General features: G+C 55.2%; 14 protein-coding genes. 10 read left to right on the top strand and 4 right to left on the bottom strand.

Going from position 1 to position 15,300, the window contains the following annotated elements; genetic code table 11:
- Positions 1–146 precede the first annotated feature (146 nt).
- The 4 genes from xylA (at position 147) to ACOTZF_RS11850 (ending at position 4,546) form a co-directional block, all read left to right on the top strand.
- Positions 147–1,469, top strand: a complete 1,323-nt coding sequence (xylA, locus tag ACOTZF_RS11865; protein WP_014830210.1) for a xylose isomerase — start codon at positions 147–149, stop codon at positions 1,467–1,469.
- 59 nt (positions 1,470–1,528) lie between these two features.
- The gene (gene xylB, locus ACOTZF_RS11860) at positions 1,529–2,983 is read left to right on the top strand and encodes a xylulokinase (protein WP_038982531.1); all 1,455 of its coding nucleotides are present in this window, start codon (positions 1,529–1,531) and stop codon (positions 2,981–2,983) included.
- Positions 2,984–3,086: 103 nt separating this feature from the next.
- Positions 3,087–3,626 (top strand): isochorismatase family protein, encoded by a 540-nt coding sequence (locus ACOTZF_RS11855; RefSeq protein ID WP_020686540.1) that lies wholly within the window; start codon positions 3,087–3,089, stop codon positions 3,624–3,626.
- Positions 3,626–4,546 (top strand): GlxA family transcriptional regulator, encoded by a 921-nt coding sequence (locus tag ACOTZF_RS11850; protein WP_129253396.1) that lies wholly within the window; start codon positions 3,626–3,628, stop codon positions 4,544–4,546. The genes ACOTZF_RS11855 and ACOTZF_RS11850 overlap by 1 nt, the downstream gene beginning before the upstream one ends.
- On the opposite strand, the gene ACOTZF_RS11845 is transcribed toward ACOTZF_RS11850, so the two are convergent.
- Entirely contained in the window at positions 4,539–5,534 is a 996-nt protein-coding gene (locus tag ACOTZF_RS11845; RefSeq protein WP_013094968.1) for an acyltransferase, read from the bottom strand. The genes ACOTZF_RS11850 and ACOTZF_RS11845 overlap by 8 nt on opposite strands.
- A 182-nt stretch (positions 5,535–5,716) precedes the next feature.
- Between ACOTZF_RS11845 and ACOTZF_RS11840 the strand changes: the two genes are divergently transcribed.
- The 4 genes from ACOTZF_RS11840 (at position 5,717) to ACOTZF_RS11825 (ending at position 11,025) form a co-directional block, all read left to right on the top strand.
- A complete protein-coding gene (locus ACOTZF_RS11840; protein WP_023620070.1) occupies positions 5,717–6,022 on the top strand; it encodes a YsaB family lipoprotein in 306 nt (101 codons plus the stop codon).
- A gap of 160 nt (positions 6,023–6,182) precedes the next feature.
- Complete coding sequence (gene glyQ, locus ACOTZF_RS11835) at positions 6,183–7,094, top strand: glycine--tRNA ligase subunit alpha (RefSeq protein ID WP_003860141.1); 912 nt, start codon at positions 6,183–6,185, stop codon at positions 7,092–7,094.
- Positions 7,095–7,103: 9 nt separating this feature from the next.
- On the top strand, positions 7,104–9,173 hold the full coding sequence (gene glyS / locus ACOTZF_RS11830) for a glycine--tRNA ligase subunit beta (RefSeq protein WP_013094970.1): 2,070 nt from the start codon (positions 7,104–7,106) through the stop codon (positions 9,171–9,173).
- A gap of 232 nt (positions 9,174–9,405) precedes the next feature.
- Positions 9,406–11,025, top strand: coding sequence for an ABC-F family ATP-binding cassette domain-containing protein (locus tag ACOTZF_RS11825; RefSeq protein ID WP_129253394.1), 1,620 nt, complete (start codon positions 9,406–9,408; stop codon positions 11,023–11,025).
- A gap of 46 nt (positions 11,026–11,071) precedes the next feature.
- Here ACOTZF_RS11825 and ACOTZF_RS11820 read toward each other — a convergent pair whose 3' ends face one another.
- On the bottom strand, positions 11,072–11,359 hold the full coding sequence (locus tag ACOTZF_RS11820) for an HTH-type transcriptional regulator (RefSeq protein WP_013094972.1): 288 nt from the start codon (positions 11,357–11,359) through the stop codon (positions 11,072–11,074).
- A gap of 331 nt (positions 11,360–11,690) precedes the next feature.
- Here ACOTZF_RS11820 and ACOTZF_RS11815 point away from each other — a divergent pair, with 331 nt between their 5' ends.
- The gene (locus ACOTZF_RS11815) at positions 11,691–12,401 is read left to right on the top strand and encodes a DUF3053 domain-containing protein (RefSeq protein ID WP_013094974.1); all 711 of its coding nucleotides are present in this window, start codon (positions 11,691–11,693) and stop codon (positions 12,399–12,401) included.
- 246 nt (positions 12,402–12,647) lie between these two features.
- Entirely contained in the window at positions 12,648–12,860 is a 213-nt protein-coding gene (gene cspE / locus ACOTZF_RS11810) for a transcription antiterminator/RNA stability regulator CspE (protein ID WP_003860775.1), read from the top strand.
- Positions 12,861–12,918: 58 nt separating this feature from the next.
- Here the strand turns inward: cspE and ghrB are convergent, their stop codons facing one another.
- Together ghrB and ACOTZF_RS11800 are read right to left on the bottom strand one after the other, a co-directional pair.
- On the bottom strand, positions 12,919–13,893 hold the full coding sequence (ghrB, locus tag ACOTZF_RS11805) for a glyoxylate/hydroxypyruvate reductase GhrB (protein WP_129253392.1): 975 nt from the start codon (positions 13,891–13,893) through the stop codon (positions 12,919–12,921).
- 26 nt (positions 13,894–13,919) lie between these two features.
- Complete coding sequence (locus ACOTZF_RS11800; RefSeq protein WP_013094976.1) at positions 13,920–15,200, bottom strand: MFS transporter; 1,281 nt, start codon at positions 15,198–15,200, stop codon at positions 13,920–13,922.
- Positions 15,201–15,300 lie beyond the last annotated feature (100 nt).

Here is a 15,300-nt window from a genome sequence, read left to right as displayed (position 1 = left end):
GCTTGCGCATTATTTTGCGAGCCAGCGCACAGTTGCGCATTCTCTCAATAGCAGTGTGAAATAACGTAATTGAGCAACCCAAAATGTCTATTCACTATTACTCCTGTATCAACGACTCGCCGCATACCCTGATTATGGAGCTCAATATGCAAGCTTATTTCGACCAACTCGATCGTGTTCGTTACGAAGGCCCGAAAACGACCAATCCTTTAGCATTTCGTCACTACAACCCGGATGAGCTGGTGCTGGGTAAGCGCATGGAAGATCATCTGCGCTTTGCCGCCTGTTACTGGCATACCTTCTGCTGGAACGGCGCCGATATGTTCGGTGTGGGTTCCTTTGACCGCCCGTGGCAACAGCCGGGAGAGGCTATCGAGCTGGCGAAGCGCAAAGCGGATGTGGCATTTGAATTCTTCCACAAGCTGAACGTGCCGTATTACTGCTTCCATGACGTGGATGTGTCGCCGGAAGGCGCATCGCTGAAAGAGTACCTGAACAACTTTGCGCAGATGGTGGATGTGCTGGCGGCGAAGCAGCAGCAAAGTGGCGTGAAGCTGCTGTGGGGCACGGCTAACTGCTTCACGAACCCTCGCTATGGTGCCGGGGCAGCAACTAACCCGGATCCAGAAGTATTTAGCTGGGCGGCCACGCAGGTCGTGACCGCAATGAACGCCACGCATCAGTTGGGCGGCGAGAACTATGTTCTGTGGGGCGGACGTGAGGGTTATGAAACCCTGCTTAATACCGATCTGCGTCAGGAGCGCGAGCAGATTGGCCGCTTCATGCAGATGGTGGTTGAGCATAAGCATAAAATCGGTTTCCGCGGCACGCTGCTGATTGAACCGAAGCCACAGGAACCAACCAAGCACCAGTACGATTACGACGTCGCGACTGTGTACGGCTTCCTGAAGCAGTTCGGCCTGGAAAAAGAGATTAAAGTTAACATTGAAGCCAACCATGCCACCCTGGCGGGCCACTCTTTCCATCACGAAATTGCGTCTGCCATTGCGCTGGGCATCTTCGGATCGGTCGATGCTAACCGTGGTGATGCGCAGCTGGGCTGGGATACCGACCAGTTCCCGAACAGCGTGGAAGAGAATGCGCTGGTGATGTATGAAATCATCAAAGCGGGTGGTTTCACTACCGGCGGCCTGAACTTTGACGCCAAAGTGCGTCGTCAGAGCACCGATAAATACGATCTGTTCTACGGACACATCGGCGCGATGGATACCATGGCGCTGGCGCTAAAAGTCGCTGCGCGCATGATTGAAGACGGTGAGCTGGATAAACGTGTCGCGAAGCGTTATAGCGGCTGGAACAGTGAGCTGGGCCAGCAAATTTTGAAAGGCCAGTTATCGCTTGCGGAAATCGCTAAGTACGCTGAACAACATCAGCTGGCGCCGCAGCATCAGAGCGGACACCAGGAACTGCTGGAAAATCTGGTTAATCACTATTTGTTCGACAAGTAAAAACGTAGGCCCGGTAAGCGGAAGCGCCACCGGGCATTTCTGTCAAAGGAGCCACCACAATGTATATCGGGATTGATCTTGGCACATCGGGTGTGAAAGCCATCCTCTTAAGCGAGCAGGGTGACGTGTTGGCAACGCAGACTGAAAAACTGCAGGTTTCGCGTCCGCATCCGTTATGGTCGGAACAGGATCCGGAGCAGTGGTGGCAAGCGACGGATCGCGCAATCAAGGGGTTAGGTGAACAGCACAGTTTGCGTGAGGTCACCGCGCTGGGTATCGCCGGACAGATGCACGGCGCTACGCTGCTGGACAGCCAGCATCGCGTGCTGCGCCCTGCGATCCTCTGGAACGATGGCCGCTGTGCGGAAGAGTGCGCACTCCTTGAAGAGCGAGTGCCTGCGTCCCGTGACATCACCGGCAACCTGATGATGCCCGGCTTCACCGCGCCGAAGCTCCTCTGGGTGCAACGCCATGAGCCGGAGATTTTCCGTCAGGTGGCGAAGGTCTTACTGCCAAAAGATTATCTGCGTTTTCGCATGACGGGGGATTTTGCCAGCGACATGTCCGACGCCGCCGGCACCATGTGGCTCGACGTGGCGAAACGCGACTGGAGCGAGGCGATGCTGGATGCCTGTCATCTCACCCGTGAGCATATGCCCGCACTCTTTGAAGGCAGCGAAATTACCGGCACCTTACAGTCCGCCATAGCGGAACGCTGGAATATGCCTGCTGTGCCGGTGGTGGCTGGCGGTGGGGATAACGCGGCGGGCGCCGTGGGTGTCGGCATGGTTGATGCGGGCCAGGCCATGCTGTCTCTCGGCACCTCTGGCGTCTATTTTGCCGTCAGCGACGGATATCGCAGCAACCCGGAAAGCGCGGTGCACAGTTTTTGCCATGCGCTGCCAGGAAAATGGCATTTGATGTCGGTGATGCTCAGTGCAGCTTCTTGCCTGGACTGGGCGGCGAAGCTGACCGGGATGGCCGATGTTCCGGCATTGATTACCGCAGCACAGCAGGCGGATGAAAACGCTGGTACCGTCTGGTTTTTACCGTATCTCTCCGGTGAGCGTACACCGCACAACAACCCGGAAGCGAAAGGGGTATTTTTTGGCTTAACCCATCAGCACGGTCCTGCGGAACTGGCGCGTGCGGTTCTGGAAGGCGTGGGCTATGCGCTGGCGGATGGAATGGACGTGGTGCATGACTGCGGCCTGAAACCAGCAAGCATCACCCTGATCGGCGGCGGCGCACGCAGCAGCTACTGGCGCCAGATGCTCTCTGATATCAGTGGATTGCAGCTGGACTATCGTACCGGGGGCGATGTGGGCCCGGCGCTGGGTGCCGCGCGGCTGGCGCAGATAGCCATGAACCCGGACAAACCGCTTTCGCAACTGTTGCCACAGCTCACGCTGGAACAGGCTCATCTGCCCGACGCAACTCGCCACGCGCGATATGCTGAAAGGCGCGATGTGTTCCGCAAAATTTATCAGCAGTTGCTGCCGCTGATGTCATAAGCGTGATTGTCTGTCAGAGGCACGAGGATGTCCTTTTTTGGTCTGTCCGCGTGCCTGTTTCCTCGCCAGTATGTATTTATACCCACTGGCGAGGAGCACCATCATGTCACGTATTGCATTAATCAATATCGATACCCAACAGTCTTTTCATCACCGCGATTACTGGCAGGAGCAAGATGTTCCGGCCTTTCAGCAGGCAATGCTGGGGCTGACAGAAGGCTGCCAGTCGCGCGGTATTCCCGTCGTCGATATTTTCCATGTGGATGAAAAAGGCCCTTTCTCACTGCAAAGCGGCTATGTCAAACCGATGGCCTTTTTACGTCATCAGCCGGATGTGGTTTTCCAGAAACACGTTCATAATGCCTTCACGGATACGGGCCTGGATCGCTGGCTGCGCGAGCGTGATATCAACCAGCTGATCCTATGCGGTATTCGCACTGAACAGTGCTGCGAAACCACCGCACGGGTGGCATCCGATCTGGGTTATGCTGTGACCTTTGTTAGCGAGGCAATGCTCACGTTTCCTATGACGTACAAGGGCGTAACCCTTAGCGCTGCGGAAATTCGTCATCGTACCGAAACGGTACTGTCAGGGCGATTTGCCGCGATTAAAACGGTAGCGGAGACGCTGGAGTCACTGTAATGCGCATCGACGTTTGGTTCGTTATGTTGCCCGGGGTGTTGTCATTAGACATGGCTGGCCCGGCAGAAACCTTTGTCCTGGCAGGCGATGCGTTTCGTCTGCATTACATTGGCCCGCAACCTGAGGTGCAAACGTCGATTGGTTTGATGATGTGCGGTATCGCGCCATTACCGGAAAGGCTTCCGGAAGGGAGCCTGCTGGTTCTGCCTGGTGTAAGCGACTCCCGCGTTCAGTTTTCTACGCCGCAGGCGATGCAGATCCAGCACTGGCTGATGCGCCTGCAGCCAGCTATTCAGCGTCAGGATATCACCGTGATGTGCGTCTGCTCAGGGGCTTTGCTGGCAGCAAAATCAGGGCTGCTGAACAACCGGCAGTGCACAACGCATCATGAGGTTATCGGCCGTTTACGCGCTGCCGCCCCCACGGCGACGATCAAAGAGAACCGGATATTCGTGCAGGATGAGAATGTCTGGACCAGCGCAGGGATCACCTCGGGTATCGACCTGGCGCTGCATATGATTAACCGTCTGTGCGGGCCAGAAAAGGCGCTGGCCGTGGCACGCGAGATGGTGGTCTGGTTCCGCCGGTCCGGGGACGATCCGCAGCTATCGCCATGGTTACGCTATCGCAATCATCTTCATCCGGCTATCCACCGTGCTCAGGATGCGCTAACCGCAGACCCGCAAAAAGCGTGGAACGTGCCGGATATTGCCGCGCTGGCGCATGTCAGCCCGCGCCATTTAACCCGTCTTTTCCAGACGCATTTGGGGATAAGCGTTCGCGATTACCTGGAGCAGTTGCGTCTGGCGGTGGCGGAGCAGTGGCTATTGCAGGGGCGCGGCGTGGAGCAGGCCTCACTGGCGGCAGGGTTTTCCTCCCCGCGCCAGTTTCATCGGGCCCGACAGCGCGTCGTCAACTGACGAAGCGGCGGGTGTCTAGCTTCTGTAGCAGCATCGACAGCAACAGGCTCACGACCAGTGTGACGGAGAAAATCCAGACGATATCCAGCACTGGCCAGCTTTTGAGTTCAACGCCTCTCGTGCGTAGTGCGTGGATCACCAGCGCGTGAAAACCATAAATCCCCAGCGAGTGCCGCGAGATAAAACCCAGCACGGGAAGAGGGCGCGCGTTCAGGGTGTTTTTAACGAGCGTCAGCAGGGAAACGGCACAAATGAAGACCATCGGCCCGCAATACAAGTACCATGTATCGGCAAAATTGCCGCGCCATTGCAGCTCGTGCAGCGTCCCGCGTGAAATGATAATCACCCCGATGATAAACAACGCGCCACATAGCCAGCTGATACCCCGCTTTTGGGTATCCATCATCCCGATGGCGCGCCCCAGCATGCCGTAGAGCACGTAGTAAAACGTATCGCCATTGATGTAGAGGTTTACCGGTAGCCACTCAAAACCGTCGATTTTTTGTGAGACGGTATTCGGGTTGGCGATGATGCCTATCACCACCATCAGCGCCAGAAGCATCTTTCCGCTGACGTTTTTTACCTGAATCAACGGTGATACCAGGTAGATAACGATAATGGCGAAGAAAAACCACAGGTGGTAAAACACCGGCTTTTGCAGCAGATATTTGAGTGACAGGCCGGGGCTAATGGAGGTAAACAGCGTGATGTAAATCAGCGCGACGGCGCTATAAAAGCCGAGACACGCGGCGATACGAATAAAATGTCGCGGTTGTGCGCTACGCTCGCCAAAAAAGAGAAAGCCGGAAATCATAAAGAACAGCGGAACGCTGACACGCGACGCGGAGTTGAGAATATTCGCGACATCCCAGTTAACAGGGCTGATACTGTGTGCGTTCGTAACATACCAGGTCGTCGTGTGGATCATCACCACCATCAGACACGCTATTCCTCGCAGATTATCAATCCAGCTAATTTTTGACTGCATCAGTTCCTCTTTTCCCTGTAAATAGAGTGTGACTGCTATTGTGTAAAAGTCTTTCCTTGGAAAAATCTGAGTTTTATAACGCGGACTTGTCTGGCCATCGCGAGATTCGCAGAATGCCAGACCGTAATCTATAAAAGCTTTGCTACTAAAAATAACAGCCACTGACCGGGTCGGTAATAAAAATGATGATGAAGCGTGTGGGGTCACTCTTTCTGCTGGTGGTACTGGCCGGATGCAGTACGCCTCAGGAAGCACCTGCGCAAAAAGCGCAGCAGGGCAAAATGAGCCCGGAACGTTCGCTGAATATGGAACAGCTGTGTAAAGATCAGGCGGCTCACCGCTATAACCTGGATACTCAGAAAATTGATGTCACCGGCTTTGAGCGTTTTCAGGGCAGCTATGAGCTTCGGGGCCATACCTCTCGTAAAGAGGGCTTTGTCTGCTCGTTTGATGCGGACGGCCAGTTTTTACATCTCTCCATGCGCTAATCTGCTCGCATAATCGACAGCCAGACGCTCGCCGCGTTCTGGCTCGAACGCTTATTTCCCAATTTTCCCTAAACAACCCCGTTTCGTACTGTATATCTTGCAGCCAGCGGGTATACTGGTCCCTTCCATTTAAAACCACACGTATCCAGCACGAAATACTATGCAAAAGTTTGATACCAAGACCTTCCAGGGCCTGATCCTGACCTTACAGGATTACTGGGCTCGCCAGGGCTGCACCATTGTTCAACCTTTGGACATGGAAGTCGGCGCAGGCACCTCACACCCGATGACCAGCTTACGCGCGTTGGGGCCAGAGCCAATGGCGACTGCTTATGTGCAGCCTTCCCGTCGTCCGACCGATGGCCGTTACGGCGAAAACCCAAACCGTCTGCAGCACTACTATCAGTTCCAGGTGGTCATTAAGCCATCGCCAGACAATATTCAGGAACTGTACCTTGGGTCACTGAAAGAGCTGGGTATGGATCCGACCATTCACGACATTCGTTTCGTGGAAGATAACTGGGAAAACCCAACGCTGGGTGCCTGGGGTCTGGGTTGGGAAGTGTGGCTGAACGGCATGGAAGTGACCCAGTTTACCTACTTCCAGCAGGTTGGCGGTCTGGAATGTAAGCCGATCACCGGTGAAATCACCTATGGTCTGGAACGTCTGGCAATGTACATTCAGGGCGTAGACAGCGTTTACGACCTGGTCTGGAGCGACGGCCCGCTGGGTAAAACCACTTACGGCGACGTGTTCCATCAGAACGAAGTGGAACAATCCACCTATAACTTCGAATACGCGGATGTGGACTTCCTGTTCACCTGCTTTGAGCAGTACGAGAAAGAAGCGCAGCAGCTGCTGGCGCTGGAGACTCCGCTGCCGCTGCCTGCCTACGAGCGTATTCTGAAGGCCGCCCACAGCTTCAACCTGCTGGACGCCCGCAAAGCGATCTCCGTGACTGAACGTCAGCGCTACATTCTGCGTATTCGTACCCTGACCAAAGCCGTTGCAGAAGCTTACTACGCGTCCCGTGAAGCCCTTGGCTTCCCGATGTGCAACCGAAACAAATAAGAGGCGGCCATGTCTGAGAAAACTTTCCTGGTGGAAATTGGCACCGAAGAGCTGCCACCAAAAGCCCTGCGCAGCCTGGCTGAATCTTTTGCTGCGAACGTGACTGCCGAGCTGGATAACGCTGGCCTGGCGCACGGTAAAATTGAGTGGTTTGCTGCTCCGCGTCGTCTGGCGCTGAAAGTGGCGAACCTGGCGGCATCCCAGCCGGATCGTGAAGTGGAAAAACGTGGCCCGGCGATTGCCCAGGCGTTCGACGCGGAAGGCAAGCCAAGCAAAGCGGCAGAAGGCTGGGCGCGCGGTTGCGGTATTACCGTTGACCAGGCCGAGCGTCTGACCACTGACAAAGGCGAATGGCTGCTGTATCGCGCTCACGTAAAAGGTGAACGCGCCGAAGCACTGCTGCCAAACATGATCGCCACTTCGCTGGCTAAGCTACCCATTCCTAAGCTGATGCGCTGGGGTGCGTCCGACGTTCACTTCGTGCGTCCGGTACACACCGTGACCCTGCTGCTGGGCGACACCGTTATTCCGGCAACCATTCTGGGCGTCGCGTCCGATCGCGTCATTCGCGGCCACCGCTTTATGGGCGAGCCAGAGTTCACCATCGACAATGCCGACCAGTATCCGCAGATCCTGCTGGAGCGCGGTAAAGTCATTGCTGACTACGAACAGCGTAAAGCCAAAATCAAAGCCGACGCTGAAGAGGCGGCGCGCAAGATTGGCGGTAACGCTGACCTGAGCGACAGCCTGCTGGAAGAGGTCACCTCGCTGGTGGAATGGCCGGTTGTGCTGACCGCGAAGTTCGAAGAGAAATTCCTCGCGGTTCCGGCAGAAGCGCTGGTATACACCATGAAGGGTGACCAGAAATACTTCCCGGTTTATGCCAACGACGGCAAGCTGCTGCCAAACTTTATCTTCGTGGCGAACATCGAATCGAAAGATCCGCAGCAGATTATCTCCGGTAACGAGAAAGTGGTGCGTCCACGTCTGGCGGATGCGGAGTTCTTCTTCAATACCGACCGTAAAAAACGTCTGGAAGATAACCTGCCGCGCCTGCAGACCGTGCTGTTCCAGCAGCAGTTGGGTACGCTGCGCGACAAGACCGACCGTATCGCGGAGCTGTCCGGCTGGATCGCCCGTGAAATTGGCGCGGACGTTAACCATGCCACCCGTGCGGGTCTGCTCTCCAAGTGCGACCTGATGACCAATATGGTCTTTGAGTTTACCGACACCCAGGGCGTTATGGGTATGCACTACGCGCGTCACGATGGCGAAGCGGAAGATGTGGCGGTCGCCCTGAACGAACAGTATCAGCCGCGCTTTGCAGGCGATGAACTGCCGTCTAACCCGGTTGCCTGTGCGGTCGCGATTGCCGATAAAATGGATACCCTGGCGGGGATCTTCGGTATCGGCCAGCATCCGAAAGGGGATAAAGACCCGTTCGCGCTGCGTCGTGCGGCGCTGGGCGTGCTGCGTATCATCGTTGAGAAGAACCTGAACCTCGATCTGCAGACTCTGACTGAAGAAGCGGTGCGTCTGTACGGTGATAAGCTGACCAATGCCAACGTGGTGGATGACGTGATCGACTTTATGCTCGGTCGCTTCCGCGCGTGGTATCAGGACGAAGGTTACACCGTGGATACCATTCAGGCGGTGCTGGCGCGTCGTCCAACGCGTCCGGCTGACTTCGATGCGCGTATGAAGGCGGTTTCTCACTTCCGTACGCTGGAAGCGGCATCTGCCCTGGCGGCGGCGAACAAGCGTGTCTCCAACATTCTGGCGAAATCTGACGAAACGCTGAACGAGCGTGTGAACGCCGCGACGCTGAAAGAGCCGGAAGAGATCGCCCTGGCGATGCAGGTTGTGGTGCTGCGTGACAAGCTGGAGCCATACTTCGCAGAAGGCCGTTATCAGGAAGCGCTGGTAGAACTGGCGGAACTGCGTGACGTTATCGACGCCTTCTTCGAAAAAGTGATGGTCAACGTGGAAGATAAAGATCTGCGTATTAACCGTCTCTCTATGCTCGAAAAACTGCGCGAGCTGTTCCTGCGCGTGGCGGATATCTCGCTGCTGCAGTAATGTGCCCGCCGGGCATGTACAGGCTAAAAACCCGCTTCGGCGGGTTTTTTTATGGCGTGCGGGTGAAAATTTAATCTTGAAATGGTCAACATATTACCGCTATCCTTAACGGCGTTAACTTTCTCCCTCAGGAGCGCATTCCGAAAATGAACAAACACGACTGATGAATTTCGATCCTTGCTAAACGCGACCGCGTCGGCAGGGGATGTTTTGATTTCATTCAGGAGTGCTTATGGCTCATTTTGCGCAGTCCCCTTCTTTTATTTTGCATCAGGTCACCTGTCAGTTTGCGACGGGCGATATTCTTTTTGGCCCGCTGAACCTCTCTCTGGAGACATCCCTGTGTGCGCTCGTTGGTCGTAATGGCTGCGGGAAAACGCGTCTGCTGCGCATGCTGGCGGGGCTGGATGAACCTGCCAGTGGTCATATTGAGCGTTTTGCCTCACATGTCTATGTGGCACAACAGCAGGATATCTCCCCACAGACAACGCTTGCTGAACTGCTTGGTTATGACGCGATTTTTGCAGCGCGTAAGCGCATCGATCGCGGCGATTACCAGCCTGACGATCTGGAGATGCTCGACGGCTACTGGGATTTAGCAGAACGCCTGAACGAGGCGTTTCTCCAGGCGAAACTGCCACCGTTTGACCCCGATAAACCTGCCGCCGAATTCAGCGGTGGCGAGCGGATCCGTGCCCTGCTGTGCGGTGCATTTACGGCTGAGGCGGATTTCCTGTTGCTGGATGAACCCACCAACCATCTGGATCGACAAGGCCGGGCGTGGTTTTACGACCAGTTGAGCCGTTATCAGGGCGGCGTGCTGGTTGCCTCTCACGATCGTGAGCTACTGGCGCAGGTGCCACGTATTCTTGAGCTGAGCGCCTCCGGGCTGCGCAGCTACGGCGGCAATTATGCAGACTATAAACAGCAACGGGATGCCGAACAGCAGGCTGCCCGCGCGGCGCTGGAGCATGCGGCAACGGAGCGCAAACGCACCCGCGCGCGAATGCAAAAAGAGCATGATGACAGCCAGCGGCGTTCGGCGAAGACCATACGCACGGTCGATACCCTGAATATCGCGTCGTTTGAGCGGGTCAAATATAAAGCGGCGGCAAAAGAGCGTATCGGCTCGTGGAAAAAACAGCACAGCGATCAAAACGATGCGCTGAATGCCGCGGTAAACAAGGCGCGGGAACGGGTTGAAGAGGACGCCCCGATCATGTTTACCCTGCCGGGAAGCCAGATTGCTGAGGGAAAACAGGTGCTGGTGCTGGAGGAACTGCAATTGCCGCATGTCTCACTTCCGCCAATGAACTGGCGGATGGACGGCCCGATGCGCGTGGCGCTCAGGGGGCCCAATGGCTGCGGTAAATCAACGCTGTTAAAAGTCATCCTCGGTGAAACCGCACCCCGTGCAGGCAGTTGTAAGGTATCGGTGACGTGTGCGTATCTCGATCAGCACCTGTCGCAGCTGGATCTGACGCAGTCGGTGATGGCACATCTCAATCTGAGCAATACGCCGCTGGAAGAGGGGACGCTGCGCACCCGCCTGGCACAGCTTCAACTTGGGGCAGATAAAGTCTCACTGCCGCTGGCAGAGTTGAGCGGAGGTGAGCGTCTGAAAGCCGCCCTGGCCTGCGTGTTGTGGCGCGAGCATGCCACGCAGCTTTTACTGCTTGATGAACCGACCAACCATCTGGACCTGGCTTCGGTCCAGGCGATTGAAGCGGCGCTGGCCGGTTTCCCCGGAGCACTGCTGGTGGTGTCCCATGATGAAAGCTTTCTGCAAGGGTTGGCGTTAACGCATGAACTGGTGTGGGAGGAGACGGGCTGGCGTTGTGAAGGCCTTTAAAACACAAACCCCCGCAAAGGCGGGGGCGGTAATTCACGGTACTGCATCACGCTATCTGTTTGCTGAGTGCAGGGTTGGCCTGAATCAGGCGCATCAGCTTTAACTCGGTTGGCGTGGGTTTCTCTCGTTTCGACTCCCACTCCAGCACCATCGCTACGCTGACACCCATCGCTCTGGCGAATTCATCTGTTTTTAAACCTGTCCCTTTGCGCAATTGCTCATATTCTGTAAAGGGATTGGATTTCTGTTGCAGGGTCACTGTCTGCGGTACATCTTTAAAAATAATCTGTTCCAGGCTGCTCAGCAGCTCAAACTCAGGATCTTTATATTCCATTGAGAACTCCTCTTAAATCACACACCGGGATCAAGAACATCAGAGAGCCCATTAAGAATAGTCCCTAATACAAACGAAGGATCATCACGCTTGTGATTAATCGTGCGGTAACGATCGCTTTATCCGTTTCAGCTATGCGGATAGTTATGCTAATTACCTGATTAACCATATGTCGGCTTCGCCAGGTATTTTTTTGTAAAGAGTAAGAAATAAAATGGCAATAGCCGTTTTGCATGAAAAGAGTATCTTGCAGCGCTGACCTGGACTATCCTTGTCAGCGTTGGGCACGCGTGTGCCGATGTGCGCTTTTTTGGGTGAAAGGAGTAATGAAATGGCGACAGGAAAGTCCTGCTCTCGCTGGTTTGCGCCTATTGCGGCGTTGTTGATGGTTGTTAGCCTGAGTGGGTGTTTTGATAAAGAAGGCGATCAGCGCAAAGCGTTTATCGATTTTCTGCAGAATACAGTGATGCGCAGCGGCGAGCGTTTGCCGACGCTGACTGCGGATCAGAAAAAACAGTTTGGCCCCTTCGTGTCTGATTACGCCATTCTGTATGGTTATTCACAGCAGGTAAGCCAGGCGATGGACTCCGGCATTCGTCCGGTTGTGGATAGCGTTAACGCCATCCGTGTCCCGCAGGATTATGTCACCCAACGTGAGCCGCTTCGCCAGTCTAACGGTGCGCTCGGCGTGCTGAGCCAGCAATTGCAGAACGCGAAAATGCAGGCTGACGCGTCACGTTCCGCGCTGAAACAGGGCGACGATCTCAAACCGGTCTTCGACAAAGTATATGAGAAAGTGGTGACCAAACCTTCGGATGCCCTGCAACCGCTGATCCCCGCCGCGCAGATCTTCACGCAGCAGCTGGTTCAGGTAGGGGATTTTATCTCCCAGCAGGGAACGCAGGTGAGCTTTGTTGCCAACGGTATTCAGTTCCCAACCTCGCAGCAGGCGAGTCAGTACAATACGCTGATTGGGCCGCTGGCCTCTCAGCACCAGGCCTTTAGTCAGGCGTGGAGCGCAGCCGTCGCTGCCACAGAATAAACCGAAAAAACCCCGCTTCAGGCGGGGTTTTTTACTTATGACTAAAATAAAGCTTGTCATTCCTCTACCACATCGGTATAACTGTTCGCGTCGGTTTGTTACACAGACCTAAAGCAGTTTAGTAAAGCAGTCCAGATTGTTATCCATAGATACCCTTCGTAGTGACCCTTCCTTCATCGCTTAAAAATCTGTAACGCAACCCATCAAGCCGGAAGGCACAATATATTTGTTAATTAAGGTAATTCTATGTCTGCTAAAATGACTGGTCTGGTAAAATGGTTCAACGCTGATAAAGGTTTCGGCTTCATCACTCCTGACGATGGCTCTAAAGACGTGTTCGTACACTTCTCTGCTATCCAGAACGATGGCTACAAATCTCTGGACGAAGGTCAGAAAGTGTCCTTCACCATCGAAAGCGGCGCTAAAGGCCCAGCAGCTGGTAACGTTGTAAGCCTGTAAGCTTCCAACCCAGTAGCAAAGAATTTAAAAACCCGCCTTCTGGCGGGTTTTTTCGTTTCTACTGTTGGACCTGTGGATTGACGCAGTTTTTCTCCACGTTTCCGTTCAGCGCGGCGATCAGATTATCCACCGCGGTGGCCGCCATGTTGTAACGCGTCTCGTGCGTCGCAGAACCAATATGGGGCAGCGCGACCACGTTAGGCAGCGAAAGCAGCGGCGAATCCACCGGCAGCGGCTCCTGTTCAAACACGTCCAGACCGGCCGCATGGATCTCACCGTTTTGTAGCGCCTCAATTAACGCCTTCTCATCAACGACCGGGCCACGACCCGCATTGATGAAAATGGCGGATTTCTTCATCTTTTCAAACGCCGCTTTGCCAATCAGATGCCGGGTTTCGTCCGTCAGAGGCAGGATCAGACAGACAAAATCCGCTTCCTGCAACAGCGTATCCAACTCGCAATAGCGGGCGTTGAAGCGTTCTTCGGCTTCGCTGTGATGGCGACGTGCGTTATACAGAATCGGCATGTTAAAACCGAAATGCGCACGCTGCGCCAGTGCCAGGCCGATCCGGCCCATGCCAACAATCCCCAGCGTTTTGCCATAAACATCCACACCGAACCAGTCCGGGCCGATGCTTTTTGTCCACTCGCCCGCTTTGACGCGATCGGCCACCTCCACCACGCGGCGGGCAGTGCTGAGCATCAACGCCATCAGCGTGTCGGCCACCGTCTCCGTCAGGGCATGTGGTGTATGCATCAGCAGGATGTTGCGCGCGTTGAGGGCGTCCACGTCAAAATTGTCGTAACCCACGGAAACGGTTGAGGTAGCACGAAGCTTCGGCATTTTTTCCAGCAACGCGACATCCACTTTTTCGCTTGAACCCAGCAGGCCTTCGGCCCGGGCGAACGCCCCGGCGTGTTGTGCCACCGTCTCCGGGCTTAGGTTCTTCACCTGCGTGACGGCGAAGTGTTCTTCCAGGCGTTTTTGCAGATCATCAGGCAGTGCTTTATACAAAATGACGGACGGCTTCATGCTTATCTCCGTTGATTTTTAATGATTCAGGCGTGGCGTGCGCCGACGGGGAGTTGTTGATTATTAGCAGGCTTAACAATCAGAGTAAGCCATACTGAGGCGAAAAGCGCCACTCCCATAAAGATGTATGAGGCTGACGGGCTGCCGGTTGCACCGTTCAGGTAACCAACGAACCAGGAGCCGCAGAACGAACCGAGCGCACCCATACTGTTAATCAGTGCCATCGCGCCGCCTGCCACATTACGCGGCAGCATCTCCGGGATGATGGCGAAGAAGGGACCATACGGGGCGTACATCGCCGCACCGGCAATCACCAGCAGCGTATAGGAGACCCAGAAGTGGTTTGCGCCCACGGCCCAGGAGCCGATGAAAGCAAAGGCAGCGATCAGCAGCAGTGGCCAGACAAACAGCTTACGATTTTGCAGTTTGTCCGATGCCCAGGAGACGATGATCATCGCGATAGTTGCCGCCAGATAGGGCACGGAGGAGAGCCAGCCGACTTCCACCATACCGAGATTTTCCCCGCCGCTGCGGATAATTGACGGCAACCACAGTACGAAACCGTACACGCCGATACTCCAGGTAAAATACTGCGCGCACAGCAGGATCACGTTGCGGGAGCGGAAGGCTTCGCCATAGTTACGCACCGCCTTCAGCCCTTGCTGCTCTTTATCCAGCTGCGCCTGCAGTGCGGCTTTTTCATCTTCGGAGAGCCATTTCGCCTGAGCAGGCTTATCTTTTACCAGCACCCACCAGCAGAAGGCCCAGATGATTGCCGGCACCCCTTCGATGATAAACATCTCACGCCAGCCGAAAGACTGGATCAGGTAGCCGGACACCACTGACATCCACAGTACGGTGACCGGGTTACCGAGGATCAGGAAGGTGTTCGCACGGGAACGTTCAGATTTGGTAAACCAGTTGCTGATGTAGATCAGCATTGCGGGCATCACCGCCGCCTCAACTACCCCAAGGATAAAGCGAATAGCGGCCAGGGCAGGGATATTATTGACCACGCCGGTAAGCGACGCGCAGGCGCCCCACAGGATCAGACAGACGAAGATCAGCTTACGCACGCTGCGGCGTTCGGCGTAGATCGCGCCGGGGATCTGGAAGAAGAAGTAGCCCAGGAAGAAAAGGGCGCCCAGCAGAGATGAAATACCTTTGGTGATCCCGAGGTCTTCGGTGATCCCCGCGGCGGATGCGAAACTGAAGTTGGCACGATCAAGGTACGCCAGGCTGTACGTGATAAACACGATTGGCATGATGTACCACCAGCGTTTTACTGCATTGGTCGAACTGTTCATAGGCTTGCCTCTGTTGTTGAGGTTGTTACCGCCGTTGTCTGTAGGGTACACGGTGGTTTAATTATATGTGCGGGTCGTTGCCCTCACCCTGGCCCTCTCC

The organism is Enterobacter cloacae complex sp. SHL021 (genome assembly GCF_049237765.1).
Taxonomy (GTDB): domain Bacteria; phylum Pseudomonadota; class Gammaproteobacteria; order Enterobacterales; family Enterobacteriaceae; genus Enterobacter; species Enterobacter cloacae.
This window is presented reverse-complemented; position numbering and strand designations above follow the sequence as displayed.